The sequence below is a fragment of the Aquimarina macrocephali genome (genome assembly GCF_051627225.1).
In the GTDB taxonomy this organism is placed as follows: domain Bacteria; phylum Bacteroidota; class Bacteroidia; order Flavobacteriales; family Flavobacteriaceae; genus Aquimarina; species Aquimarina macrocephali.
This window is the reverse complement of record NZ_CP151795.1, coordinates 5454703-5474274: the sequence shown is the minus strand read 5'-3', so window position 1 is coordinate 5474274 and position 19572 is coordinate 5454703. Positions and strand designations below refer to the sequence as shown.

General features: G+C 33.0%; 14 protein-coding genes. 8 read left to right on the top strand and 6 right to left on the bottom strand.

Annotated features, from left to right (window positions below):
• The first annotated feature begins 872 nt into the window (after nucleotides 1–872).
• Nucleotides 873–3509 carry a S8 family serine peptidase gene (locus tag AAFU52_RS24350; RefSeq protein ID WP_438424023.1) on the top strand — a complete coding sequence of 879 codons (2637 nt, stop codon included), beginning with the start codon at nucleotides 873–875 and terminating at the stop codon, nucleotides 3507–3509.
• 476 nt (nucleotides 3510–3985) lie between these two features.
• On the opposite strand, the gene AAFU52_RS24345 is transcribed toward AAFU52_RS24350, so the two are convergent.
• The 3 genes from AAFU52_RS24345 to AAFU52_RS24335 all read right to left on the bottom strand — a co-directional run bounded on the left by AAFU52_RS24345 (nucleotide 3986) and on the right by AAFU52_RS24335 (nucleotide 5939).
• Complete coding sequence (locus tag AAFU52_RS24345) at nucleotides 3986–4861, bottom strand: hypothetical protein (RefSeq protein ID WP_438424021.1); 876 nt, start codon at nucleotides 4859–4861, stop codon at nucleotides 3986–3988.
• A complete protein-coding gene (locus AAFU52_RS24340) occupies nucleotides 4839–5291 on the bottom strand; it encodes a Dps family protein (RefSeq protein ID WP_438424019.1) in 453 nt (150 codons plus the stop codon). Before AAFU52_RS24340 ends, AAFU52_RS24345 begins: the two co-directional genes overlap by 23 nt.
• A gap of 96 nt (nucleotides 5292–5387) precedes the next feature.
• Nucleotides 5388–5939, bottom strand: a complete 552-nt coding sequence (locus AAFU52_RS24335) for an NUDIX hydrolase (protein ID WP_438424017.1) — start codon at nucleotides 5937–5939, stop codon at nucleotides 5388–5390.
• A 148-nt stretch (nucleotides 5940–6087) separates the two neighbouring features.
• Between AAFU52_RS24335 and AAFU52_RS24330 the strand changes: the two genes are divergently transcribed.
• The 7 genes from AAFU52_RS24330 to acs all read left to right on the top strand — a co-directional run bounded on the left by AAFU52_RS24330 (nucleotide 6088) and on the right by acs (nucleotide 15597).
• Nucleotides 6088–6507: an IS1/IS1595 family N-terminal zinc-binding domain-containing protein gene (locus AAFU52_RS24330; RefSeq protein ID WP_024772657.1), complete on the top strand. Its 420-nt coding sequence runs from the start codon at nucleotides 6088–6090 to the stop codon at nucleotides 6505–6507.
• Nucleotides 6508–6630: 123 nt separating this feature from the next.
• Nucleotides 6631–7860 carry a hypothetical protein gene (locus tag AAFU52_RS24325; RefSeq protein ID WP_438424014.1) on the top strand — a complete coding sequence of 410 codons (1230 nt, stop codon included), beginning with the start codon at nucleotides 6631–6633 and terminating at the stop codon, nucleotides 7858–7860.
• A 12-nt stretch (nucleotides 7861–7872) separates the two neighbouring features.
• Entirely contained in the window at nucleotides 7873–8136 is a 264-nt protein-coding gene (locus AAFU52_RS24320) for a DUF4212 domain-containing protein (protein ID WP_024772655.1), read from the top strand.
• Between the two features lie 92 nt (nucleotides 8137–8228).
• A complete protein-coding gene (locus AAFU52_RS24315; protein WP_024772654.1) occupies nucleotides 8229–10016 on the top strand; it encodes a sodium:solute symporter family protein in 1788 nt (595 codons plus the stop codon).
• Between the two features lie 319 nt (nucleotides 10017–10335).
• Nucleotides 10336–13020: an ATP-binding protein gene (locus AAFU52_RS24310; RefSeq protein ID WP_438424011.1), complete on the top strand. Its 2685-nt coding sequence runs from the start codon at nucleotides 10336–10338 to the stop codon at nucleotides 13018–13020.
• A gap of 108 nt (nucleotides 13021–13128) precedes the next feature.
• Nucleotides 13129–13503 carry a response regulator transcription factor gene (locus AAFU52_RS24305; RefSeq protein ID WP_024772651.1) on the top strand — a complete coding sequence of 125 codons (375 nt, stop codon included), beginning with the start codon at nucleotides 13129–13131 and terminating at the stop codon, nucleotides 13501–13503.
• 141 nt (nucleotides 13504–13644) lie between these two features.
• On the top strand, nucleotides 13645–15597 hold the full coding sequence (acs, locus tag AAFU52_RS24300; protein ID WP_438424009.1) for an acetate--CoA ligase: 1953 nt from the start codon (nucleotides 13645–13647) through the stop codon (nucleotides 15595–15597).
• A gap of 471 nt (nucleotides 15598–16068) precedes the next feature.
• Here the strand turns inward: acs and AAFU52_RS24295 are convergent, their stop codons facing one another.
• From AAFU52_RS24295 to AAFU52_RS24285, 3 genes are all read right to left on the bottom strand, one after another.
• On the bottom strand, nucleotides 16069–16554 hold the full coding sequence (locus AAFU52_RS24295; RefSeq protein WP_106793537.1) for a hypothetical protein: 486 nt from the start codon (nucleotides 16552–16554) through the stop codon (nucleotides 16069–16071).
• A 494-nt stretch (nucleotides 16555–17048) separates the two neighbouring features.
• Nucleotides 17049–17525: a hypothetical protein gene (locus AAFU52_RS24290; RefSeq protein WP_438424007.1), complete on the bottom strand. Its 477-nt coding sequence runs from the start codon at nucleotides 17523–17525 to the stop codon at nucleotides 17049–17051.
• A gap of 18 nt (nucleotides 17526–17543) precedes the next feature.
• A complete protein-coding gene (locus AAFU52_RS24285; protein ID WP_438424005.1) occupies nucleotides 17544–19568 on the bottom strand; it encodes a hypothetical protein in 2025 nt (674 codons plus the stop codon).
• Between the last annotated feature and the right edge of the window lie 4 nt (nucleotides 19569–19572).

Here is a 19572-nt window from a genome sequence, read left to right as displayed (position 1 = left end):
GCATTAGCATAAAAAGTGTTGAAAAATGGTTTTTTTGTTTCAATGTATAAATAAATGATTATAAACTTGAATATAATATCGATTTGTGAATTAGAATATCGTAAAAATAGTACTGATTTATTGCGAATAAGATTTGTTGATTTGTTAATTAAAAGTTAATTTAGTGTTAAATAGGGTTGAATTTGATTAAATCAGTACTGGTTTTTTCTTCTGAAATTTTCTCCAATTTCGACATTCTTCTTTTTAGTTTAACCCTTTGATTCCTAATAACGCAACAGTGTTGCGTTATTAGAAGTCAAAGGTGATTTACCTGATTCAATAATGATAATAGAGTTATACTATCTGTTTATTACGTGTTTGCCGTATTTGTTTATTTGAATTAATCTCTACTTTTGAATAACAAATTTTAATAAGAGCTCAACATTTTAATTTAAACAAATAAGTTTAACACAAAAAATCAAACAATAATGAAAACTCAACTGAAAATTTTAAGCACACTAACAGTCTTTTCTCTCTTCTTTTATAGTTGTGAATAAGAAATGGATAAACACGATATCCATTTGGCTGAATAGAGTATAAAACTACTTTTGAAAATAGTGGAATTAACTTTATAGATAATTTAGATAAGCGTATCATTACGTTTAATTCTCGTCTTACCAAAAAAATAAAACATATTTATTTAAAAATAGGCATCTATTTTTGAATGAAGTGATTTGACTTTTTTTAATTCGCTGTAAAAAATATCTTTTTTTACTTAACTCCTTTCTTTTTCTCACTTTATAGCAGTGTTATGAAGTGTCAAAAACACTGTTTTTTTGTATAGAATTAAAAAAGTTTAAACTACTTCAATAATAATTTAACAAACAAACATCATGCAAAACATAATATATAAAATAGCACCATTGATGTTACTGTTTTTTACAGTAAGTGTCTTTGGACAAAAACAATCAGATAATTTCTATTACTACAAAGGAGAAAAATTCTTTTTAAATATAAATACTAGAACTATTTCTATTTCATTTGAGGGAGAAAATTCTATTAACTCTTTCAAATCTTTACGTAGTAATTCAATAAAAATAAAAGAAATAGTTGAAGATAATTCGAGAGCTACTGTAGTTTCATTAGATGCTAAAGCAATTTCTAAGAAAGCTGTAAAAAGCTATTATATGGAAGTGTCTACAAGCAAAAATATGACTATAGAAGATTATTATAAAGAGATCGAATCTTATAAGAAATTACCTAATACTTTAATGGCTTCTCCAACATATATAACAAAGAGTGGAGGAGAATTAGGGTTGTCAAATAATTTCTATGTAAAACTTAAAGATAAAAATGACATTGATATTCTCTATAAAAAAGCAAAAGAGATGAATCTAGAAGTATTAGGTCATGATAAGTACATGCCACTTTGGTTTACACTTTCTGTAACATCCAAAAATAAATTAAATTCAATACAGCTTGCTAATATTTTTTATGAAACAGGTTGGTTTGAGAGTACAGAACCAGCTTTCATGTATCACAATATAGAAACTTCGAATGATACTTACTTCAATAACCAGTGGTCTTTAAATAATACAGGGCAGAATGGAGGAACGGTAGGAATTGATATCAATATGGAGCAAGCTTGGGCAATAACCACAGGAGATCCAAGTATCAAAACAGCTGTGTATGATCATGGGTTAGAAATGAATCATCCAGATTTACAAGCTAATGTTCACGGAACAGGGTTTGATGCTAATAATGGAACATCCCCAGCTACAGTAAGAGGAAGTCATGGAACTGCTTGCGCAGGTATTATAGGAGCAGTTAAAGATAATAATTTAGGAATTTCGGGTGTTGCACCTACTTCAAAATTAATATCGATCAGTATCAATCTTAGATCTTCAGATACCCCGTCTCAATTAGCAAGTGGTTTTAATTGGGCATGGCAAAATGGAGCAGATGTGATTAGTAATTCTTGGGGAGGATATGCGCCATCGAGCATTATAGATAATGCTATAACAAATACATTTACTAATGGTAGAGGAGGAAAAGGTTGTGTCATTGTTTTTGCTGCGGGTAATGAGAATAATACAAATATTCGATACCCAGGAAATAGTAATCCAGATTTATTAATAGTAGGAGCAATGAGTCCTTGCGCAGAGCGTAAAAACCCAAACTCCTGTGATGGAGAGAGTCAGTGGGGGAGTTGTTATGGTAGCCAATTAGATATTGTAGCTCCTGGAGTAAAAATGCCAACTACAGATAGACAGGGGGCAAATGGATATTCTACATCTGATTATACGCAAACTTTTAACGGAACTTCATCAGCATGTCCAGTAGTAGCAGGAGTAGCAGCACTAATATTAAGCGTTAATCCAAACTTAACATATAGTGAGGTAAATAATATTATCGAGCAATCCGCTCAGAAAGTAGGAACATATACATATGCTAATGCAGGAGGGCGTCCAAATGGAACTTGGAATAATCAGATGGGGTATGGTTTGGTTGATGCGCATCAAGCAGTCTTATTGGCTCAGAATGGTTCTGGTTCTGATTCTGAAGCTCCAACAGCACCATCCAATCTGGTCTCTACTGGAAAAACTAAAACTAGTGTAAGTTTAAGTTGGACAGCCTCAACAGATAATGTAGGTGTAACAGCGTATGATGTTTACAACGGGAGTAATCTTTCTACTACGGTAAATGGTACCACAGCAACAATATCAGGATTAACGCCAAATACAAGTTATGATTTTACCATCAAAGCTAAAGATGCAGCAGGTAATGTATCAGGAGCAAGTAATGTATTAACAGTTACAACAGATCCTAATAATGGTGGAGGAACACCACCGACTTATTGTGCGGCAGAAGCTACAAATGGGCCTGAACATATTGCAAGGGTTAAATTTGAGACAATAGATAATAGTTCAGCCAGAGATTCTTATCATGATTATACAAATATATCTACAGATGTTGCTAAGAATAATAGTTATGCATTATCGGTAGTTATTGGTCAACCATATGGTAATGATAATGAAGTAACGGCATGGATTGATTGGAATATTGATGGTGATTTTGAAGATGCAGGTGAACAATATTTATTGTCAAAAAGTAGCACCTCAGAAGCTTCGATTTCAATTCCAGTACCATCAGGTGCATCTATAGGAACTACAGGTATGCGTATTAGAGTTTCTTATAATAGTAGTAGTAGAACTCCTTGTGGGACAAGAAATTATGGAGAGGTTGAGGATTATGCTGTGAATATCAAAGGATCAAAATCTGGATTAATCACTGAATCCATTGACGATATGCTTATTTATCCAAATCCAACTCCAGAACAATTTGTTATTTCATCTAAACTAATAGGGGCTCAAATAACTCTTATTAACTCCAATGGTGTAATAGTAAAAAAAGAAAAAATGACTTCAAGTAAAACAAAAGTTGATTTATCAGGGCTTCCTTCAGGGTTTTATCAAGTGCAGTTAATTTTGGGGACAAAAAAATTATCAAAAACTGTTGTAATAGAATAAGTTTTGATTGTAAGATCCTGATTATCTGAGGGAATCTTATTTTAACTTCTGAAATACCAGAACATAATAAATTTAATAGAGGTCAGTATTTAAATACTGACCTCTATACGTTTTTCTTCCTCTGTAATATGTGAAGTTTAATTTTTTTTAATTCGCTATAAAGATGTCTTTTTTACTCAATTTTCATATCCTTCGCCAGAATCAAAAAGGGTTAAGCCCATCAATATGATGTATTAGGAATCTCAATCAATATTGAGGTAACCTAAAGTAATTGAAGGAGAATCTATAGAAGGATTAACCGAGATTTTGAAGTTCGGTTTTGACGAACTTGATTTACGTAGAATAGAAGCAAGGTGTGCCACCGTGAATATTGGATTCTAGGATTCTCGAAAAAGTAGGAATGCGTAAAGAAGGGTATAAACGAAAAGTTGTATCGCTTAAATCCCCTTTATCTACTCGACGCCAAAATGTTACCTTCATTTAAGTATATACTTAAATAAAGTAGCTTTTTTATGCCCTTGTTTTTCATCAGTAATAAAGAGGGTAGAATCGTTTTTAAAGCAAATACCTTCTTTTTGAGAATTATGCTTTAATGCTATTTTTTGAATAACCCCATCAAATAGGTTGTCATCTTTAAAATTACTGAGTAAAAATATCTTGTTATGTGTGAGAAGAGCAATTTTATCTTCAGATCGATTGATTGTAGCTCCGGTGATAAGACAACTAGAATAATTTTTACAGGTTTTATATTCCCCAATTAGTTTGGCGATATATTTTCCTGGCGTAGCAGAAACCCGATATAGTTTAGTAACTCCTTTTGATTTTTTTCCTCTGTTTTTAGTAAATAAATATAGATTACCATTTAAGTGAACAAAAGCTTCAACATCAAAATTCAATCTTTTTTTCTTAGGTGGAAATTTCTTTTGATCTTCAAAAATGAATTCAATTTTTGAGGTAACAATAGTATTTGATAGAATTCCTGAAACTTTATAGATGACTAAATCTTTTCGATCATTACCATTATTTCCAAAATCACCAATATAAATATTGTCTTCTTGATCATGTGCAAGATCTTCCCAATCTATGTTTTTGGCCCCGGGAATTTTGATTTGACGTACTATTTTGCCTTTTTGATTTAAGCAAAACAATACATTACTGTTGCCAGAATCATTTATAGCATACACGTTATGATCAGATAACATAGTAATACCCGATATTTCGTGAAGAAGGCTAGGTAAGGTATTAATCTTTATTAAATCTACGTTCTTATCCTTTTGACAGCTAGCGGTTACCGTCATCAAAAGGATAAGATAAGAGAGTTTTAATATTTTAACTTCTATGATTCCAAGCATTAAGCATCCAACTTGTCTTTTCTATTTCTCCAATATAAGTACCTGTAATATCTAGTGTTCCATCATCTTTGATATCTTCAGCAGCAGTAGTTACTATTTTTAATTGATTCAAAAGTGCTTTATGATCCTCAAGAATAGCAGCTACCATTTCATAATCTGCAAGTGTTGTGTCTACCTCTTTAATACTAGAGAGATCCAGATAAGAACTAAAATTGCTAACAGGTTTTCCTCTAAGTGTTAGAATTCTTTCAGCGATTTCATCGATTTTCAATTTTGCATCTTCATAAAATTCTTCAAATTTTACATGAAGTTCAAAAAAATGAGGCCCGGTAATATTCCAATGGAAATTTCTAAGCTTTTGATAGTGTATATGGTAATCTGCTAATAATATATTTAAAGCCTCTATTGTTTTCGTAGTTGAATTATTCATAGTTTTTATCTATTGTTTTTTTATTTTCAATACAAAATTACTATAATTGAATAGTAAAGTATGAAGTTACAATAGTTAGTTGTAATAGGTGTATTACTATAATTGATTTGTGATTTCCTTAAGAATAAAAGTATAATACGCTTTATCATGAGGGACGTAATTTTTTCTTTTAATAGGGTCTTGAAGAATGTCTTTAAACTCATCAACTTGTATGAGGATAAGATCAGAAACTTCTTCCTCCTGAAGCGTTAACGTTTTAATAGAAACATCAAGGCATGAAATATAGATATGATGAAATTCATTGTCATAAAGATCAGGTTTGGGTGTTTTTTCTGCTACATATATTCCAATGAATTTTAGATCATCTTTAGATACAGATAAACCAATTTCTTCTTTAATTTCCCGAATAGCTGAATCCTCTGGTGTTTCTCCAGTACCGATATGGCCAGCTACAGAAATATCCCACAAACCAGGATACGTATCTTTATCATCCGCTCGTTTTTGTAATACTATTTCTCCTAGATCTGTAAAGAACCAAATATGAACACTAGCATGATATAATCCTAATTGATGTGCTTCAGATTTTAGTTTTACTTCTCCGGTAAACTCTCCTGTTTCATCAAGTATATCTATAAGCTCGTCGATCATGGCAGTTTTTAATTATGCATTGTTAATGGAAAAATAAAGGTATATTTTTAATAAATACCTTGTAAAAGTTAATTTTATCTATAATTAATATTAAATACTTGTTATATTTTTATTGCTAAAATGATATATTTATGCAAAAATAATATATATGATGGTTAAAGCTTGTCCAAATTGTGGTTCATCTGAGTATATAAAAAGTGGAATAATAAATCAAAGACAGCGATATCGTTGTAAGAATTGTAATTATTATTTCACAGTTAGTAAACTGGGCAAGAAAATAGATGATTATTATGTTAACAAAGCACTACAGCTTTATCTCGAAGGATTAACATATCGTGAAATCGAACGTATTTTAGGGATATCTCATGTTAGTGTTATCAACTGGGTAAAAAAATATAATATCAAGCGACCATATAATTCTCAATATCATCCCACATATAAGATTTTAAACTCTTTAGAATTAGCTAATTATTTTCAATCTCCAGAAAATATTCAAGGAGCAGGGGTTGTTGTGACAGAGCTGGGAGATAAATTTATGCTTATAAAATGGGAACGCTTTAAAGAATAACTATATCAATTAGCAAATAACTATACTAATTTTTATTGCCTGACATAATTTTTAGAATTTTAGCAAGTGCACAACACTACGCAAGTAGTATTAATCATTTTCTACAAATCAAATTCTTAAATTATGAAAAAACTCATATTACTACTTTTCTTAAGTAGCTTTTTGGTTTCGCACTCCGTCTTTTCTCAAGGATCTCCAGACTATACAGGAGGACTTAAAGTAAAGCTTAATGAATCTGGTTCAAAATACTTTAGGATTATTTCCTGGGCACAGTTTTGGGCAAGATATACAGATGACGTTCCTGATGATGATAGTAATACAGATTTTAGTATTCGTAGAGCACGTATTCTAATGTATTCTCAAATCAATAAGGATTTTTTAATTCTTACTCATTTTGGATTAAATAGTTTAAATGCTAATAATTTAAACCCGGTGGGTAAAGGAGATAGTTCACAACTTTTCTTTCATGGGGTGTGGGGGCAATATAGCCTTGGAGCAAATCATGCAATTGGTGGTGGATTGCATTATTGGAATGGGATATCGCGTCTTAATAATCAAAGCACACTTAATATTATGACTCTGGATAATAATCGACAATCCTGGGCACACATAGGACTTTCAGATCAGTTTGCTCGTCACATCGGGATTTATGTCAAAGGAACATTTGGCAAATTACAATATCGTGTGTCTGTTAATGAATCGATAACTAACAACCTTCAAGAAGGTACTGATCCTGTTGTTAATGGTCCAGCCGTATATGCCGGCAGACGATTGTTAGGGTCTAAAGATGCAGGAAAGAATTTTGCTGGATATTTCGATTATAATTTTTTAGACCAGGAATCCAATTTTTTACCTTATAAAGTCGGGTCATATCTGGGAGGTAAAAAAGTATTTAATGTTGGTGCGGGGTTCTTTTATCACCCCGATGGAAGCGTCACAAATACAAATGGAACTCTCGAAGGAGAAGATGTTGCAATATTTGCTGTAGATGCATTTTACGATGCTCCTTTAGGAAGTAATGGTTCAGCGATTACAGCCTATGCAACATATCAAAATAATAACTATGGACAGAACTATACCTTAGGACAAACCTATGAAACAGGGTCTATGATATATGGACATGTAGGATATGTGATTCCTAATGCTAACAAAAAAATTAAATTTCAACCCTATACCTCTTTTAATTTAAGATCTATAGATGCTATTGATGATAATGCAACAACATTTGGTGTTGGAGCTAATGCGTATTTTAGTGGTCATAACTCTAAGTTAACCTTAGAATATCTAAACACAAAATATGGTGATAATGATGCGCAAAGTTTTGTTACCTTACAAGCAATGATCTATCTCTAAAACTTAATAATTATGTCAGAAAAACAACAAAAAGCCAGCGCCTACTGGAAAGAAAATGTAAAATATTTGTTCATTTTACTTGCAATATGGTTTGTCGTGTCATACGGCGCAGGGATACTTTTTAAAGATGCGTTAAATCAATTTCATATGGGCGGTTTTCCTTTGGGGTTCTGGTTTGCGCAGCAAGGTTCTATCTATGTATTTGTGATTTTAATTTTTGTCTATGTTCGATTAATGAACAAATTAGATAAGAAATATGGTTATGATGAAAAATAAGAAGATAGAAAATTATATGAATTTGGTTAAGACATTGTCCTAATTTCAATTCACACAATCTCTAAGATTATAAACAACTAAAAAAATATATTATGAGTGTTCAAATGTGGACTTATATTTTGGTAGGGCTAACCTTCACTTTATATATAGGAATTGCGATTTGGTCAAGAGCAAGTTCTACAAAAGAGTTTTATGTAGCGGGGGGTGGAGTATCTCCTTTAGCCAACGGGATGGCTACTGCTGCCGACTGGATGAGTGCTGCTTCATTTATTTCTATGGCTGGTATTATAGCCTTTTCAGGCTATGATGGTGCTGTATATCTAATGGGGTGGACAGGAGGATATGTGCTGTTAGCATTATTGTTAGCTCCTTATCTAAGAAAATTCGGAAAATTTACAGTTCCTGATTTTATCGGGGATCGATATTATTCAAAAACAGCAAGATCGGTAGCAGTATTCTGTGCACTTCTCGTATCCTTTACATATGTAGCGGGTCAAATGAGAGGAGTCGGAATTGTATTTTCCCGATTTTTAGAAGTAGATATCAATACAGGAGTGATCATTGGGATGATTATCGTGCTTTTTTATGCCGTATTAGGTGGTATGAAAGGTATAACATACACCCAGGTAGCACAATATTGTGTGCTCATCTTTGCATTTATGGTACCAGCTATATTTATTTCAATTCAGATGACAGGAAACCCAGTACCTCAGTTAGGGTTTGGGGATACCATTGCAGATGGTTCGGGAACTTATCTTCTTGATAAACTGGATGGTTTGAGTACAGAATTAGGGTTTTCAGAATATACAAATGGTTCTAAATCAATATTAGATGTATTCGCTATTACCTTGGCATTAATGGTAGGTACAGCAGGATTACCACATGTAATTGTTCGTTTCTTTACCGTTAAGCGAGTTAAAGATGCTCGTAAATCGGCAGGGTATGCTTTGTTGTTGATTGCTATATTGTATACAACTGCCCCAGCAGTAGCAGTTTTTGCTAAAACAAATCTTATTGAATCGGTACAAAATAAACAATACGAAGAACTTCCTTTATGGTTTAAAAATTGGGAAGATACAGGTTTGTTAGGTTGGACAGATAAAAATGGAGATGGACAAGTACAGTATGCCAATGGTCATGCAGTTGAAGGGAATAAAAATAAACCGGTTTTTGATGGAAAAAATCGTGGAGAGCATGGAGAGCGTAAGATTACAAATGTAAATGCAGCAACGAAGAACGAACTTTTTGTGGATCGTGATATTATGGTATTAGCAAATCCCGAAATAGCAAATCTCCCTAATTGGGTAATTGCTTTGGTAGCTGCAGGAGGATTGGCGGCAGCATTGTCTACCGCAGCAGGATTGTTATTGGTGATTTCATCTTCTGTATCTCATGATCTCATCAAAAAAATGATTAAGCCAGATATCTCAGAAAAAGGAGAATTAATCGCAGCGCGTCTTTCTGCTGTAGCAGCGGTATGTGTTGCAGGATATTTTGGAATCAATCCACCAGGTTTTGTTGCAGCTGTTGTTGCTCTGGCCTTTGGTTTAGCAGCAGCTTCTTTCTTTCCAGCCATTGTGTTAGGAATATTCTATAAAAGAATGAATAAAGAAGGAGCTATTGCAGGAATGGTAGTAGGTATTTTGTGTATGTTGTTATATATGATAAAATACAAATTGGGATGGTTTGATGAAACCCTTCCTCCATCAAGCGAATGGTGGTTTGGGATATCTCCAGAAGGATTTGGAGCTGTAGCCATGGTAATCAATTTTGTGATATCATTAGTAATTTCCAAATTTACTTCGGCACCGCCAAAAGAAGTGCAAGAAATTGTAGAAAATATAAGAATCCCAAGTGGAGCTGGAGAAGCAACACATTAGATGTAGGTAAATTAAACCTCACAGGTTTTAATCAACCTGTGAGGTTTAAAAGAAACAGAATCTGCTGTAAAAATGATTGAAAACTAAAGTATATAGACTTAGGAAATATAAGTAACCAATAATAAAGCTCTTATGAAAAAACGTCATCAACAAAAACTGGTAGTGCTTTCTATTGTATTACTTTTTCTATTCAATGTTCCGTTGATATTTATGTTTAATCATTCCGGAAGTGTTTTTGGGTTTCCTGTATTGTATTTTTTTGTGTTTCTGATTTGGGCGATTTCAATTTTGATCTCTTTTATAATTTTGAAAAAGTTTTATGAATAGTTATATATTAATATTCATAATTGTAGGATACCTGCTGCTTTTGTTTGGGATTGCTTTCTGGGCCGAAAAAAAAGCAAAAAGATCCTGGGTTAATAATCCTTATGTCTACACATTATCACTTGCAGTATACTGTTCTGCATGGACATATTATGGTAGTGTTGGGATTGCAGCCACTTCTGGTGTTAGTTTTCTTACCACCTATTTGGGGCCTGTGATAGCTTTTCCTGTTTGGGTTGTAGTATTGAAAAAAATAATCAAAATTTCAAAACAGCATAAAGTATCAAGTATTGCAGATTTTATATCACTTAGGTACGGTAATGACCGATTCTTAGGAGCGTTAGTAACTATAATATGTGTCTTGGGAGTATTGCCTTATATTTCATTACAACTTAAAGCTGTTTCAGAAACTTTTGAGATAATTTCTAACAATCCTATTAATTCTTCAGGAACAATTTTTAAAGATTCTACATTTTATATTGCAGTTTTGTTAGCAGTGTTTGCTGCATTTTTTGGAACAAGAACTACTGATGCTACCAGACGTAGGCAAGGAATAGTTTTTTCGGTAGCAGTAGAATCAGTAATCAAACTTATTTTCTTTTTAGGAGTAGGAGGATATGTCACCTATTTTCTTTTTGATGGCACCACAGATATTTACAATCAAATATCTGTTACAGAAGACTTCGAGTCGTTAACTACGTTTGATAGCCTGGAGTCTGGTATTAATTGGTATTTTATGATTGTCTTGTCCTTTTTAGCAATTTTTCTTTTACCAAGACAATTTCACGTTTCTGTGATAGAGAATACAACCAAAAAAGATCTTAAGACTGCAATTTGGATGTTTCCACTTTATCTGCTACTGTTTAATGTATTTGTTGTTTTTATCGCCTGGGGCGGAAAATTACGATTAGGAGATTTGGCAAATCCAGATTACTATTCGTTACTACTTCCTTTACAAAATGGAGATGTGTTTTTAGCAACTCTGGTATTTTTAGGTGGTTTTTCGGCAGTGATTTCTATGGTAGTTGTTTCAACATTGGCATTGTCAACTATGCTTAGTAATAACTTGATTATTCCATATGGATTTTTGGATAAATTTAGTAAAAGTCGACCTGAGCGTAATGCCAATTATATTAAGAATATTAGAAGGATAGCTATTTTATGTTTAATATTAGGGGCTTATTTTTTCTATATCAATTTTAATATTGAATTATCATTATTCTCGATTGGACAATTATCTTTTGTTGTTATTGCGCAACTTGCTCCTTCATTTTTTATAGGGCTATTTTGGAATAGAGGATCTTCTATAGCGGCAAAAATGGGAATCATTACAGGAGCATTGGTTACAGGTTATACCCTTGTTTTGCCTTTTGTTCTGGATACAATATTCGGTAACATGAATTTTATTGTATATGGGCCCTTTGAAATTGAACTCTTAAAACCCTATGCATTATTTGGTATAAACATTCTCAATCCGGTAACACACGCATTTTTTTGGAGTATGTTTTTTAATGTTATTGTATATCTCTCGGTTTCCCTTTCTTTTAAGGGGAATTATAGAGAACGTAACTATGGAGAAATGTTTGTGGATAGCAACTATAATTCTTTGCAGGAAAATGCATTTGTGTGGAAAGGAGAAGCTTATGTTTCAGATATTAGAAAAGTATTAAACCGATTTCTGGGAGAAGAACGTACAGAGCGCGCTTTGGATTTGTTCTATCTTAAATACGATCTTCCAAAAAATGCTGAAGCTGCAGATGCCAGATTAATTAATTTTTCAGAAAAGCTATTGACAGGAAGCATAGGTAGTGCCTCTTCCCGAATTTTAATATCCAGTGTAGTTGAAGAACAACCTGTTACCCTGGTAGAAGTATTAGAGATTTTAGAAGAAAATAAAAAAACAATTTCTACAAATAAGTTTTTAAAACAGAAATCGGATGAATTAACGCTGCTTACAGATGAATTAAAAGAAGTTAATGAAGAGTTGACACTTCATGATAAATTAAAAGATGAGTTTCTGGATACCGTAGCACATGAGTTAAAAACACCAATTACATCAATTAGAGCAGCATCAGAAGTGTTGTTGGACAGCCAGGATATGCCCAATGAGCTAAAAATGCAGTTTTTAGATAATATTGTTTGCGATTCAGAACGCCTTACCAAATTAATTCATGACATACTGGATTTAGAAAAACTGGGATCTGGGAGAGAGATTCTGGATAAAAAAGAGAATGATCTAAATCTAACCATAGAAAAAGCAATATTAGGAATACATGCAATTGCAGAAAAAAAGAATATAAAAATCCTGAATTCAAAATCTTTTGAAACTTTAGTTGCGAAATATGATGAAGACAGAATACTTCAGGTACTTACTAATGTGCTTTCCAATGCAATTAAATTTGTTGACGAAAAAAATGGAATTATTAAAATAGAATCGAAAAAAAGGAAAGATTATATTCGTATTAGTATTGAAGATAACGGAAAAGGCATTCTTATCGAGGATATGAAACATATTTTTGATAAATTTTACCAGTCCAAAAATCAAAACGTAAAAAAGCCAGCAGGTAGTGGTTTTGGTTTAGCTATAAGTAAACAGATTATAGAAGGGCATAAAGGAAAAATATGGGCCGATAAAAATTGCAAAACAGGAGCTAGATTTATTATTGAGATTCCTGATTAGCATAAGTAAATAATGAAGTGGTTTATACTTTTTTGATTCTAGCGAAAAAGGGCATTTTTATAGCGAATTGAAAAAAGTATAAACCACTTCAATAAAAAAGATTAAATTTTGAATAAGAAGAAGATATTAATTGTTGATGACGAACCTAATATTGTAATGTCTTTAGAATATACATTTAAGAAGAATGATTTTGAAGTTTTTATTGCCAGGGATGGAGGCGAAGCTATCGAAATATTAAAATCACAGATTCCCGATGTAGTTCTATTGGATATTATGATGCCAAATGTAGATGGATATCAAACCTTAAAATATATAAGATCAAATGCTGATACAAAAGATATTAAGGTGGTGTTTTTAACTGCAAAAAATAAAGCTTCGGATATTCAAAAAGGAGTATCAATGGGTGTTGATAAGTATTTGACAAAACCATTTTCAATAAAAAAAATTATGGCAGAGATCAATGAACTTATTGCTCAAAAATAACTGAATCAATCTTGGTGTTTAGAATAAGATACAGCTATTTTTAAGTTGTTTACGCCCTAATAATAGTTACTTGTCGATAATTTTTTGACGATGACATGTTTTAAAAGAATTTAATAGACCAAAATTAGAAAATCACAGATCATGGAAATAAAAGACACACTTCAGCTTAGTTCTTTTGCTGAGTATAAAGAAGCATATCAGGAAAGTATTAATAATCCCGAAAAATTTTGGGATGCTATAGCCGAAAAATTTTATTGGCATAAACGCTGGGATAAAACATTAGAGTGGGATTTTACAAAACCTGAAGTAAAGTGGTTTGAAGGTGGTAAATTAAATATTACAGAAAACTGCCTGGATAGACATTTAGAGAAATTTGGTAATAAAACGGCTATTATTTGGGAGCCTAATGACCCAACTGAAGAATCACGTCATATTACCTATAAACAACTTCATGTAAAAGTTTGCCATTTTGCTAATGTTTTAAAAAATAATGGTATTAAAAAAGGAGATCGGGTTTGTTTGTATATGCCAATGATCCCCGAATTAGCAATAGCAATGCTGGCTTGTGCACGAATTGGAGCAATACATTCTATTGTTTTTGCAGGATTTTCAAGCACAGCTATAGCTAGCCGTATTAATGATTCAGAATGTAAAATGTTGATCACGGCAAACGAGGTGTATAGAGGCGCAAAACCTGTAAAATTAAAAGAGATGTGTGATGAAGCCTTAAAAACTACACCATCTATAGAAACGGTTATTGTGTATAGAAGAACGGTTGAACCAACGCCAATGAAAGAAGGTAGAGATAAGTTTTGGTTTGATGAATTGCAAAAAGTAGAAAAAGAATGCCCGGCAGAAGTGATGGATGCAGAAGATATGTTGTTTATATTATATACATCTGGTTCTACTGGTAAGCCAAAAGGAATGGTACATACAATTGGAGGATATATGGTGTATACTACCTATACCTTTGCAAATGTGTTTCAATGTGATCATTTTGCTCCTACGGGACAAGATATACATGCCAAAAAACAAGATGATGTCTATTGGTGTACAGCAGATATTGGATGGATTACTGGACATTCGTATATAATTTATGGCCCATTGGCTGCAGGAGCAACAACTGTAATGTTTGAGGGAGTGCCTAGTTATCCCGATTATGGCCGTTTCTGGGAGATTTGTGATAAACTTAATGTAACCCATTTTTATACAGCACCAACCGCAATTAGAGCACTAGCAAAACAACCATTAGAATTAGTTGATAAACATAACCTTTCTTCTATTAAAGTTCTTGGGTCTGTAGGAGAACCAATAAATGAAGAAGCATGGCACTGGTATAATGATAATATAGGAAAAGGAAATTCACCTTTAGTTGATACTTGGTGGCAAACAGAAACAGGAGGGGTGATGATTTCTCCATTAGCTGGGATTACACCAACACGACCAACATTTGCAACATTACCTTTACCAGGTGTTCAACCCGTTTTGATGGATGCAGAAGGAAAAGAAATAGAATTTAAATCAAAAAGCTCAGAAGGAAGATTAGCTATAAAATTTCCTTGGCCATCTATAGCAAGAACAATTTATGGAGATCACCAACGATATAAGGATGTATATTTTTCTACATATGAGAATATGTATTTTACCGGTGATGGAGCATATAGAGATGCAACAGGGAATTATAGAATCACAGGTAGAGTAGATGATGTGGTAATTGTTTCTGGGCATAATTTGGGAACCGCTCCTATAGAAAATGCGATCAATGAACATTTGGCTGTTGCAGAATCTGCAATTGTTGGTTTTCCTCATGATGTAAAAGGAACAGCTTTATATGCATACGTTACGCTATATAATGATCAGGTAGCTGATGAGGCATTGATAAAAGAAATTAGAGAACAAGTGTCTAATACTATTGGGCCAATAGCAAAACCGGATAAAGTTCAGTTTGTAAGTGGGTTACCAAAAACAAGAAGTGGTAAGATTATGAGAAGGATTTTACGCAAAATAGCATCAAAGGATACTTCTAATCTGGGAGATACATCTACGCTGTTAAATCCAGATGTGGTTCAGGAGATAATGGAAAATGTAGTGTAATCGATAATACCGTACCCTGAGCGCAGTCGAAGGGTACGTACAACACAAACGCTACGTCACAACTTGTCCCGAACTTTCCTCGGGATCGAGTGCGTGAGGAACGAGCGTGTATCGAGATGCATTTAAAAACGATAGTATAATGAGTACTCAAAGAGTTCCCAACAAGGGGGTAACCCCTTGTCGACATGGGGTCAAATGTATCAAAAGGTAGTTCGAGCCGATACTTTAATGCTTCGAGTGGATACAATAGAGCTTCGAAGCAATAGATTACGGACTAAAAGCGATAGCATAAGGGTTTTTTGCGATACATCGATAGGTGGCGATCCAAAAAAAGGTAGTTCGAACTACCTTTTTAATCCTTCGAAGTACCTTGGTACCTCTTCAAGCTACCCTATGTGGTAGTTCGAACTATGATTTTAATACGTTGATGTATCTTGATGATCCTTATAAGCACCTCGATAACGCTTCGAGTTATGCTTCTGTATCGGTTTCTTTAGCAGCCCCTCCGTTTTTCTTAAAAAGCACTTTCATATCCTCATATACAGGCTTGGCACCCGGTTCGTTTTCACCAGCCAGATACCGCATCATACGATAAAAACTTAATGCATTAGAGTAGTTATCATGATCTAGTAAGGTTTTGGTGTCTATTAATTGTTGCGCCAGATATTCTAACTGCTGCACATGAGATTCTATCTGTTTACGAGTGGTGTAATCACGATTAAACTCTTCTTTATCCAAAAAATTAGGAATCCAGGTGGGATGTTGCTCCATATAGTTTTTGGCTTTGTCTACAATAAGTTTGTTTTGATTGGCGATTCGCCCATACTGTGTTCGCTGCTCGGGGGTAAGATTTACTGTTTTACCCAACAATACCTCTTTTATGGTGTCTATCCCTTGGGTTAATTTGTTTAATTCCTCTTCTGTAAATGTTACACTAATTAGATTTTCTAATGCCATTCTTAATATATTTATATAGTTAATAAATTTTTATGACACAAGAATATAGGATGCCAGTTTCATTTTTCGGGACTGAGATTTTTTTAAGAAAGATTTAGCTATCTTTTTGATTTTGTTAGGATTATGCCTCTATTCGCACCCTGAGGTGTCATACTGAGCCCTTCGGTAAACTCAGGACAGGCCTGTCGAAGTACTCTCGAAGGGTACGGTATGAGTAACCAAAAACAGGCATGTTTCCCTCATATTGAGTATAGCCATTACAAAACCTGATTTATTATAAAACATATAGTTCCTACTCATAGTAACAAAATATAAAAAGCTATACTACAATAGTATAGCTTTTTAATTTGCTCTATATCTGATTTCTATCCCACTCATATCGCCACTAGCGAGAGCAGGGGACATTTTTCGCCCAATACACTATTTCTAACTTCTCTTTCATTTTACATCTTAAAATGCTTAAAAAAAAACTTTCAATTTTTACGAGCTTTTTACTATTTAGTATAAAAATAGGTTGGTCCTTCTTTACCTTTCGTGATATAATGAAACGCCAAAATTTTAGATTTTTTCATCAGAACATAACACTCTATCTTACCATTTACACTTACCACAAATATTCGTTTTCCCGCTTTCTTGTCAAAATACCTTAAATCAGGCTGAGAACTTGTATTATAATTTTCTACATCAAAACGAACGTTTTTATTAAGTAAATGCTTTCTATCTGCTTTTAACTGCAAAACACATTTATTAAACATATCAGAGATTGTATCTTTTGAAGTGCTAGCTCCAGAACCTTTTTTATCAGCATATTCTACAAATAATTTTTCAGAAGACTTATTATGTATAAAAATATCTTCAAAAAATGATTTAACAATTTCACTTTTTTTAGTTTTCTGACCCTGACAGTTTATTATAGCTGAAAAGACTAAAAAAAAAGATAAGATAAACTTTAATTTATTTTTGGCACACATATAATGTTCTTTTTTAAATTAGCAACCTCCTTTTTTAGTAGGTGCGTTTCCTCCAGTTTTTTCTATTGTTATTTTAGGAGTTGAGTTCATCACTCTAATATCTTCTCCTAAATCTGATGGGTTTCTACCCTCAAATTTAAAAAATAATTGTTTATATTGCCCTATTGTTTTAGGTAAATTTATTCCTGCCCGCCTTCCAATATCAATACCAAAATCAGAACAATTATAAGTGTTTAAAAAGTATGTTTCAGGGAAATCAACAATATGATTAATTATTCTCTTTAACTGATCTGATGATACTTCGGTAGAAATACTTACATGATAGGGTGCTCCACTATTATCATGGATTTCAGCTACTTGATCTGAGATTAGTGATGGCATTTGATTTTTAGGATAGTATCCAAGGTATCTACTTATCCCTCCTTGTTCTATCCCTACAAATGTATGACCAACATATGCTGTTATTTCCCTAGACCCTTCAATTGGCTGTTCCACATAAATAGTTACTTTTGCGGGTTTAGTTAAATCGAAACATTTAGTCTCTTCTTTTGGATTAACTTTCTTTCCTCCGGCATCAGCATAAAAAATTGTTTCTTTTTCAATTAAGAAATTAGCTACTTCTTGATCAGATAAACTAAAATAATCAAAAAAGATATCATATTTATATTCTCCATAAGGATATACTGTACTAAAATCAAAGAGCCTACCTAAATCATGATTACTTAGATTCCCTACATCAACACTATTTGCGTTAAACATATTTCTAAATATCGAACCTTCTAATTCATAATGATTTTCATCTAATTTAAATAACTCATAAAAGAAATTGCTTACCCCCACAAGACCATTATTTTCTCCATTACTATTAAACTTCCAACGATACACATGATTAGCACCGTCGCCTAAATCTACATTAGAAGTAGTACCACTACCAGCTACTACATAATTATCAAATGAGTTATAAGCTGTTTCATTGTTAACATATTTACGGATTGCATTATTGGTTCGACCTAACGCACTAGTATCATATTGATAGTTTTCTAAATAACCTTGAGTTGCTCCTCGTAAATTCTCTTGAGCTGTTTCCATCATAAAGTTATATTCATTATCTCCAAACGTACTCATAGCATAGAACGCTATAGCCTGATCATCTGTTACTGGTGGATAGGAAATAGAGATAGGTTGCCCTGCATTAAGAGCTAAATCTCTAGCTATACTCTGGTAATCATATAAGTTCGGATTAAATACCGAAGGAGGATATGGATCATTAGCAGGGTTGTTACCAACTATATGACCATTGTTTTGCCAAATTAAATATTTAGCCATAAGCAGTACTCTGTTTGGAAAATCATGACCGTTATAATGATTCATAAAATCATTAAGAACCCTTTCTTCCAAAGCTTTGTTTTGGCGTATCTTTGGGATACCTTTTAATATACGTGATATACCTACCAATTGATATGCAATCTCTTTTCTCTTATTATCTAAACCCATATGTATTTGTACAGCCTCTTGATTTGGGATATCTTTTAGATATTTACCATTCATTTTAAGGTCCCCAAACTTATAAGCAGTACCTTCATTATTGTATTGAAATAATTTTTTAATGGTGCGGATTGCGTAATGGTTTTTATTCTTTTCTATTTCTTTCGGCCTTTGAGAAGAGCTTACGTTGTTTTCTAAATTATTTAATATACTTTCTGAATACAATTCTGCTGAATATTTTTTAAAAAAAGCCCTTTGAGCTTCCGGGTAACTAGTATAAGTTGTATGTAAGCGGTCTTCAATAACGTCTTTTAGTATTTTTTCTTTCCCGCGTAACCATTCTTCTCTTTTTTCTGCTTCAATTTTGGCAAGTACTTCATGAAATCTGGGTACATCTTCAAAGAAATAACAGAAACAATCAGAAGCAGTGCCTGTTTTCTCCTCACAATCAATACAGCTTTTTGTACCATCGTCTGAGTATTGAACAATCTGTGCATATGTGGTGTTTGATATCAGGTATAGCATACCTACTATCAATAATTTATATATAGTTTTCATGTGT

Bases quoted from the DNA above. Each gene is read 5' to 3' on its own strand.
- AAFU52_RS24350 (WP_438424023.1), top strand. From the start codon at position 873: ATGCAAAACATAATATATAAAATAGCACCATTGATGTTACTGTTTTTT.
- AAFU52_RS24345 (WP_438424021.1), bottom strand. From the start codon at position 4,861: ATGCTTGGAATCATAGAAGTTAAAATATTAAAACTCTCTTATCTTATC.
- AAFU52_RS24340 (WP_438424019.1), bottom strand. From the start codon at position 5,291: ATGAATAATTCAACTACGAAAACAATAGAGGCTTTAAATATATTATTA.
- AAFU52_RS24335 (WP_438424017.1), bottom strand. From the start codon at position 5,939: ATGATCGACGAGCTTATAGATATACTTGATGAAACAGGAGAGTTTACC.
- AAFU52_RS24330 (WP_024772657.1), top strand. From the start codon at position 6,088: ATGATGGTTAAAGCTTGTCCAAATTGTGGTTCATCTGAGTATATAAAA.
- AAFU52_RS24325 (WP_438424014.1), top strand. From the start codon at position 6,631: ATGAAAAAACTCATATTACTACTTTTCTTAAGTAGCTTTTTGGTTTCG.
- AAFU52_RS24320 (WP_024772655.1), top strand. From the start codon at position 7,873: ATGTCAGAAAAACAACAAAAAGCCAGCGCCTACTGGAAAGAAAATGTA.
- AAFU52_RS24315 (WP_024772654.1), top strand. From the start codon at position 8,229: ATGAGTGTTCAAATGTGGACTTATATTTTGGTAGGGCTAACCTTCACT.
- AAFU52_RS24310 (WP_438424011.1), top strand. From the start codon at position 10,336: ATGAATAGTTATATATTAATATTCATAATTGTAGGATACCTGCTGCTT.
- acs (WP_438424009.1), top strand. From the start codon at position 13,645: ATGGAAATAAAAGACACACTTCAGCTTAGTTCTTTTGCTGAGTATAAA.
- AAFU52_RS24295 (WP_106793537.1), bottom strand. From the start codon at position 16,554: ATGGCATTAGAAAATCTAATTAGTGTAACATTTACAGAAGAGGAATTA.
- AAFU52_RS24290 (WP_438424007.1), bottom strand. From the start codon at position 17,525: ATGTGTGCCAAAAATAAATTAAAGTTTATCTTATCTTTTTTTTTAGTC.
- AAFU52_RS24285 (WP_438424005.1), bottom strand. From the start codon at position 19,568: ATGAAAACTATATATAAATTATTGATAGTAGGTATGCTATACCTGATA.